Annotated in this window: 5 protein-coding genes and 1 pseudogene; 5 read left to right on the top strand and 1 reads right to left on the bottom strand. The window is 60.2% G+C overall.

Annotated elements, in window-relative coordinates:
- Positions 1 to 99: pseudogene (locus IVB27_RS39940) on the bottom strand (UDP-glucuronate 5-epimerase); the annotation flags it as partial.
- 275 nt (positions 100 to 374) lie between these two features.
- Here IVB27_RS39940 and IVB27_RS39935 point away from each other — a divergent pair.
- The 5 genes from IVB27_RS39935 to IVB27_RS39915 all read left to right on the top strand — a co-directional run bounded on the left by IVB27_RS39935 (position 375) and on the right by IVB27_RS39915 (position 6,960).
- Positions 375 to 1,463: a glycosyltransferase family 4 protein gene (locus IVB27_RS39935; protein ID WP_247448032.1), complete on the top strand. Its 1,089-nt coding sequence runs from the start codon at positions 375 to 377 to the stop codon at positions 1,461 to 1,463.
- 288 nt (positions 1,464 to 1,751) lie between these two features.
- Positions 1,752 to 2,888 (top strand): glycosyltransferase, encoded by a 1,137-nt coding sequence (locus IVB27_RS39930; RefSeq protein ID WP_247448031.1) that lies wholly within the window; start codon positions 1,752 to 1,754, stop codon positions 2,886 to 2,888.
- 169 nt (positions 2,889 to 3,057) lie between these two features.
- Positions 3,058 to 4,269, top strand: a complete 1,212-nt coding sequence (locus IVB27_RS39925) for a cellulase family glycosylhydrolase (protein WP_247448027.1) — start codon at positions 3,058 to 3,060, stop codon at positions 4,267 to 4,269.
- 28 nt (positions 4,270 to 4,297) lie between these two features.
- The gene (locus IVB27_RS39920) at positions 4,298 to 5,572 is read left to right on the top strand and encodes a glycosyltransferase family 4 protein (protein ID WP_247448025.1); all 1,275 of its coding nucleotides are present in this window, start codon (positions 4,298 to 4,300) and stop codon (positions 5,570 to 5,572) included.
- Positions 5,569 to 6,960 (top strand): polysaccharide biosynthesis protein, encoded by a 1,392-nt coding sequence (locus tag IVB27_RS39915; protein ID WP_247448024.1) that lies wholly within the window; start codon positions 5,569 to 5,571, stop codon positions 6,958 to 6,960. Before IVB27_RS39920 ends, IVB27_RS39915 begins: the two co-directional genes overlap by 4 nt.
- Positions 6,961 to 7,052 lie beyond the last annotated feature (92 nt).

Below are 7,052 nucleotides of genomic sequence, written 5' to 3'. Positions count from 1 at the left end.
ATTACGAACCCCGTGCGCAATCGGCGTTGACGGTGCAAAGCCGGTGTCGCGCATCAGATCCGAGACATCCGCGAACGTTTCCAAAACGTCTCCCGGCTGTGCCAGACTGGACGGGCGGAGGCAAGGCTTCGGGCATCAACGGGCTGCGTCGCCGGAATTGCCGTTGCAAGCCCCGCCATGACCACCAGATGGTCAACAGCCCAGCTGCACCCGTATGCCGCGGATATGCCTTGGCACCGGACAAACACCGCGATCAAGCGACTAGTATCGTCATAATTTCGTGGCTTCAGGCTGCTTTTCTTCCAGACCCATGCGCTGACTTGATTAATGCAAATCACGACCGCGTCGCATTAACGAATCATAACGGCATAGAATTGAAACTCTTCATCAACGGCCGCTTTCTCTCGCAAAAGCTGACCGGCGTTCAGCGTTATGCCGCCGAAATGGTCAAGGCGATCGATGCCTTGCTGGCGTCAGAGCACTCGCCTGCCTCGCTCAGGCAGGCCGAGTGGCAATTGCTCGCGCCAAACCAGGCAAGCGAGGCAATCAATCTCACCCGGATCAAGTTCCGCAAAGTCGGACACTTGAGCGGCCATGCCTGGGACCAAATTGAACTTGCGCGCGCCGCCGCCGGCGGTCGCCTCATCAGTCTGGCCAATTCCGGGCCAGTCTTGCATCGTGATCACATCGTCGTCATCCATGATGCACAGATCTTCCGCAGGCCCGACTTCTTCAATTGGCGCTACTTGGCCGTTCATCGGACGATGGATCGGCTGCTCGCACGCCGGGCGACGATCGCTACCGTATCGGCCTTTTCCCGCGAAGAACTGGCGGCAACGCTCCGTCTATCGAAAGCGGGTATGCCGATATTCCCGAATAGCGCGGAACACTTCGCGGCGACAACGCCCGATCCCGGTATTCTCGCCCGACTAGGGATTCAGCCTCGCAAATATTTTCTCTTTGTGGGCTCCAAAACCAAGAACAAAAACCTCTCCGTTGCAATCGAGGCGGCACGGCTGCTCGAACGAAACGACATTCCGCTGGTCATCGTTGGAGGCGATAACAGCAAGGTATTTCAAGATAATCTGGGCAAAAGCGATTCAGGCCTGCTTCTCGCTGGACGCCTGACCGATAGCGAGATTGCCGCTCTCTATGCGCACGCCCTGGCGTTCATTTTTCCCTCTCTTTATGAGGGCTTCGGTGTACCACCGCTTGAAGCCATGGTCTTCGGCTGCCCGGTCATAGCGTCAACGGCTGATGCGGTTATGGAAACGTGCGGCGAGGCCGCTGCTTATTTTTCCGCCACGGACGCGGGCGCGCTGAAGCAGCTTATGCTTGAAAGGCTAACAGTTGGCGCAATATCCGATCACGAGCGAAGAAAACAGCAAGATCGCCTCGCATTGTACTCGTGGCAAAAATCCGCAGGGGCACTGCTGGAATTTCTCGCGCGGCGCCACACTTAGCAACGCTGCTTAAGTTGGCAGAGTGCGCTCAAATTTTGAGCGCGGCGCTCTTGGGCAAAAGGTTGATTTGCGCAAGGGCTGACAACCAATCGTCGCAGGATTGGTTCCATCTGCGCGATTTGACTTTGACGAGCTTCAATGGTGCAAGCGCCTTGGCGCAACAAGACCACATCGCTGCCTAAATCTCGCTACGTATCGGATGGATTGTGGTCGCATCAGTAGATGCTCAGGTAAGGATGCATAATGTTCAGCTCGCCAACGCAATCCGCGGCAAGGCAGCCGTTGAAAGTGCTGCACGTCGCGGAAACGATCCGGGGCGGGATTGCGAGCTACCTGAACGAGTTGCATCCGCGGCAGCAAGCGAGCTTCGGCGCCGACAATGTGCATTATGTCGTGCCGTCAGATCATCGTCCCGACCTCCCTGCAGTCGATGAGAGCCAGATCACAACGTTCGAGAGATCTGGCCGCAGCATCTCTGGCCTGTTCCAGATGTTGCGCGCGAGCATGCAGGCGCTTGACACCCTCAAGCCGGACGTGGTGCATCTTCACTCGTCGTTTGCCGGGCTCGTTCTCCGTCCCGCGCTGGCAGCTCGTTCGGAAGGACCCCGCGTCGTCTATTGCCCGCACGGCTGGGCGTTCGCGCGAGAGACCGGCCGCCTGAGCCATCTGGCGACGAAAGCGGCAGAGAAACTTCTGGCTCGCACATCGGACCGCATCATTTGCATTTCCGGCGACGAGTTCAATGAAGCAGTCCGCGCGGGAATTCCCGCTGACCGCCTCACCCTGGTGCACAATGGCATATCAAGGAGCCGCCCGTCGCCGGCGGCTGTTGCGGCAGACTGGACGACAAAGAAGACTAAGGTGCTGTTCATCGGCCGCCTGGACCGACAAAAGGGCTACGACCTTCTGATTGAAGCGGCCCGTTCGCTCGAAGATGTCCTGGATGTGCGCATTGTCGGCGCCTCGGTCATCAGCAAACTCGAAGCCGTCACGGTTCCGGCCAACGTCTCTCTGCTTGGCTGGCTCGATCGTCAGCAGATCGAGACGCATTTGGAGGCGGCCGATCTCGTCGTCATCCCCTCGCGTTGGGAGGCCTTTGGCCTCGTCGCCTTGGAAGCGATGCGGGCGGCCAAGCCCATCCTGGCGTTTCATAGCGGTGCGCTGCCTGAAATTGTCGTCGACGGTGTCACCGGCGTGCTTTGCCAGCCGGTCGCCGTCCAGCCTCTCATCGACGGCTTCCGACGAGCGCTCGATCTGGATCTCAAGGTTTTGGGTCAGCGCGGTTATGACCGGTTCAAACAGTTTTACGACGTCCAGAAGACCCATCGCCAATTGCAGCAGGTCTATGTCGAGCTCCTGGACGACAACAAGATCCGCTTCGAGGAGACGGCAAAACTGCAATCGGATCTTTCGAAGCATTTTTGAGGTGAGTCGCGGCACACAAGATTCGATTGCGAGCATGATCTAGACGATGGCAGGCCACCGTACCTTGGGTCGCAATAGGCTTATCTGGATCACAAGCCTCATCGCGGCCGTTTATCTATCCGTCCCCGCATGCGCTCAACAGGCTCAGCCGCTCGAGAGCAGGTTCCTGTTGGGTACCGGTACCCATCAGGGACTAGGTGGCCCGGTGAGCTCGCGGGGCTACGTGCCTTCCGTGAACATTGGCCAGATCAAGCAATTGGGCTTCAACGCGTTTCGTGATGATTTTCCCTGGTCTGATTTCGAATTGGCCGGCCGCCGGATGGGGTTCACGCCGCGGCTCGCCAGGCTCGATGCACAGGTCCAGTCCGGCGTTGCCCGTCCGCTCCTCATTCTCGCGTTCGGACATCATCTCGTTCCCAACTCCTCACCGCCGACGACCGACGAAGCCCGGCGGCGATTCGCCGATTATGCGGCCGCGGCGGCGCAATCGGTGGCGCGGCAGCATCCGATTTTCGAGCTCTGGAACGAGTGGAATCTGGCCGCGAAGAAAGATCCTGCATTCTCGGCCGACAATTACCTGGCACTTGCCAAGGCAACCCAACCGGCAGTCAGGCGCGCGGCGCCGAATGCGCCTTTCGTGGTCGGCGCGATCGGCGACGACCCCGGCTGGACGTGGACGGAGAAGATGCTGCAAACCGGTATCCTCCAATACGCCGACGGCGCCTCGATTCATCTTTACAATTTCTGCATGGCGCCGGCGAAGCGCACGTCGACCGAGATTATCGAGCGGCTTTCGACGTTTCATCGCCTCGTCGGTCAAGCGAGCGGCAACCCGGATTTCCCCATCTACGTGACTGAGACGGGCTGGACCACGGCAACGAACAAATGCGGGGTCAGCGAGCAGGCTCAAGCCGACAACACGGCACAGCTCATTCTGTGGGCATCGACCGCGGCGCGATGGCTCAAGGGGATGTGGATCTACGAACTCAAGGACAGCGGCCAGAATCCGTCCGAACTGGAGGACAATTTCGGGCTCTACCGTTTTGACAATTCACCCAAGCCCATCGCTTGCGCGGCGCGTGGGGCCTGGGCGTTCATCCGCTCCAGCCTGAGCGCGGAACGAAGAAACCTCGCCAGCGGCGTTGTGTCGATTGAAGCGTCGTCGACAACCGGAGGCAAGGTGGCGGTCTGGTCAGAGGATCCGAACCGACATTACGAGGTTCGGCTCAAAGGGGATTTGCGAGGCGCGACCTTTGCTACGCCGTGCGATACGGCTGCGAGGCCAGCCTCCGGGGTCTGGATGCCGGTCTCGAGCACGCCAGTCCTGATCACCGCCAACAATGATGCCATTCCCGGACTGGAGATACGGCCGGCACGGTAGTCGAGATTGTCGACAAGAGGTTCACTCCATGAAAATTCTTTTGACGTCCACGCTTTATCCGACACCACATGCACCGAAGATCGTCGGCGGCGCAGAGATCTTCGCACGACGGTTCGCCGAGGGGCTCGCCCAACGCGGCGATGAGGTTGAAGTCATCCGAGCCGCATCCGCGCCCGAACAAGCGCGTGAACTATGCAACGGCATCAACGTCTATTCCGCACCTGTGCGAAACGTCTATCTGCCCTTTACGGAGCAGAAAAACGTCATGACGCGAAGCATTTGGCATGCGATTGACGATTGGCAGATCCATGCACCGACGATCGCGGAGCGAATTCAGGCCTTCAAGCCGGACGTGCTGCACACCAACAATCTCTCAGGCCTGACCACCGCGATCTGGCGGGTCGCCGCGCGGCTTGGAGTCCCAGTGCTTCATACGCTCCACGACTACTATTTGACCTGTCCGCGCTGCTCGCGCTTTAACAATGGGCGATCCTGCGAGCGCACGTGCACGAGTTGCGGAATCCTGACGTATCACCGCAAGCGCGCAACGCATTGGCTCAGCGCCGTGGTCGGCGTCAGCGAGCGCGTCCTTTCCATTCACACCGACATGGGCATGTTTGCCGAGACGCCGATCCGCACTGTCATCCGCAATGCCTCCACTGAGCCGCCGCGCTCGCCTTATCCTCGTCCCGTCTGCACGACCGAGGTGACGTTCGGGTTCATTGGGCGGCTCACCGAGGAAAAAGGTATCGACAACCTCATGCGAACCCTCGCAATGCTGCCGCCTGATCGGATCCGGATGATGATCGCCGGCCGCGTGAGCGATGAGGAACAACAGCGCCTGAGGAAGCTGGCGCCGGATGCCCGGATCGAGTTCATGGGATTTGTGTCACCCGACGAATTCTACAGGCAAGTCGACGTGGTGGTCGCCCCCTCCATCTGGCACGATCCCGGCCCACTCGTCGTAGCAGATGCCAAGGCAGCCGGCAGGCCGCTGCTCGGAACGCGCTTTGGTGGCATGCCGGAGGTCATCAAGCACGGCGTAACGGGCTGGTTGACCGAAGCCGATCCACAGTCTTTGGCCGAGAGCATGCTCGAGATCGCTGCGAATCCACACAAGATCGATGAGATAAGCCGGCGACTCATTGCGGATACGAACAAGTGGATCTTTTCAGACGTATTGTCGTCGTACAAGACCCTGTATGAGCAATTGCGCGAGCAACGGATGTCATCGGTGCGCGCGCCGATGGCCGAGGCGCCGCAGAGAACCGCTGTCGCGAAGAGTCGCCTCCTTCCGAGATGATCCGTCTGTTCGCAATCGCGGGCTATTTCTATCAAAGCGCCGCAGCGGTCATCCTGATCTTCGCGATCAGTCACCTGTTGCCCGCTGCCGACTACACCGGTTTTTCCTTTGCGATGGCGTCGAGCCAGTTGCTGTGCGTTTTCATGTTCGAGTGGCTGCAGCTCTCCGGCCTGCGCTTTCTTGCGGCCGCCAAAGAAAGCGAGGCGGCTCGACTAAGATCGTCGCTCTTTGCAGCGGGCCTCTTGAGCGCCGGCGCGCTGATCGCGGTCGGGAGCTGCGCATCGCTGATCAGCGGCCCAAGGCCGGGCCTGGTCGCCCTGGGCCTGAGTGTGGCCGTTCTTCAGGGCTTGACCGATCTCTATTTTCTGTCGGTCCGTCTGTCCGATCGGCTGGGGACCGCATCCTTTCTTCTTGCTTTGCGTGCGACGGCGCTTCTGATCGGCGCGCTCGCGGGAGCAGCGATTTCACAAACAGCCGAAGCGGCGCTGCTCGGCATTGTGTCGGGTCACACGCTCGGCTTCCTCGCCGGTCTTGTCGCATATCGCACGCCACTCGAGCGCGTTACGCTGCGGACGATGCTGGCTGACTGGAAGGACTTCTCCCGCTACGGCATGCTTGCGGCCGGCGCTTCCGTCATCCATTTGTCGGTGCCGGTGCTGCTCCGCATCATCGTCATCGGTCGACTGGGGGCAACAGGGGCCGGCGCGGGATTTTCGATCGCACTCGACCTGTTGCAACGTCCCTTCTGGGTCCTCAATGCGGCGATCCACACCGTGAGCTATCCCGACGTGGTCAAGGACTTCGAACACGGCAGCGTCGCGAGATCGGTTCAATCGACGCGACGCATGTTCGAGTTCATGCTCTGCACAACCCTCGTGCTGCTTGGCGGGCTCGTCGCCTTCATTCCAGACGCGGCCCGGATCCTGGTTCCGCAGGAAAGCCTGAACGGGTTCCTGGCGACGGCGCCGACAGTGGCCGCGTTCTATTTCCTGCATACCCATCTCCAGGCGACGATCGCGGTCGTCCCGCATCTCGAAAAGCTCGCAGCCCGGCTGGTCGTCGTCGCTGCGGGCCAGCTCGTGATGGTTGCGGCGTTCTCCTTGGTCGCGGTGTCTGCCGGCCTGTCGCCAGAAGGGGCAATCGCCTGGGCCTCGATCGCCACGCTCGCAGCGATTTTGGCCGCGCTCGGGCCTACCCTCAGGTTCCAGGCATTTCCGCGCGGGTCGCTGGTCATTCAGGCCGTTGCGGCCGCCATCATGATCGGATTGCTCGGGTCCATGCCGACGGAACCCGCGACATGGCTCGCCGGCAAGATCATTGTCGCCGCGGTTGCAACGGCCGTCATCGGCTGGAGCGGAAACTTTCTGAAGTTGGCTCGCCACGACTGATATGTCGCAACGGAGCCGCTGCAAAGCAGTTAGGCAATTGCAACCAATACGATTGTATCTGTTTGGTTGCGCGCCACGGACGGGAAGCATTG

It is taken from the genome of Bradyrhizobium sp. 197 (assembly GCF_023073375.1).
Lineage (GTDB): Bacteria > Pseudomonadota > Alphaproteobacteria > Rhizobiales > Xanthobacteraceae > Bradyrhizobium.
Note: the sequence above shows the minus strand (reverse complement) of the source record. Positions and strands in the feature narration are given on the sequence as shown.

Excerpts from the sequence above, each read along its gene's own strand:
- IVB27_RS39920 (WP_247448025.1), top strand. The coding sequence starts at position 4,298 with ATGAAAATTCTTTTGACGTCCACGCTTTATCCGACACCACATGCACCG.
- IVB27_RS39915 (WP_247448024.1), top strand. The coding sequence starts at position 5,569 with ATGATCCGTCTGTTCGCAATCGCGGGCTATTTCTATCAAAGCGCCGCA.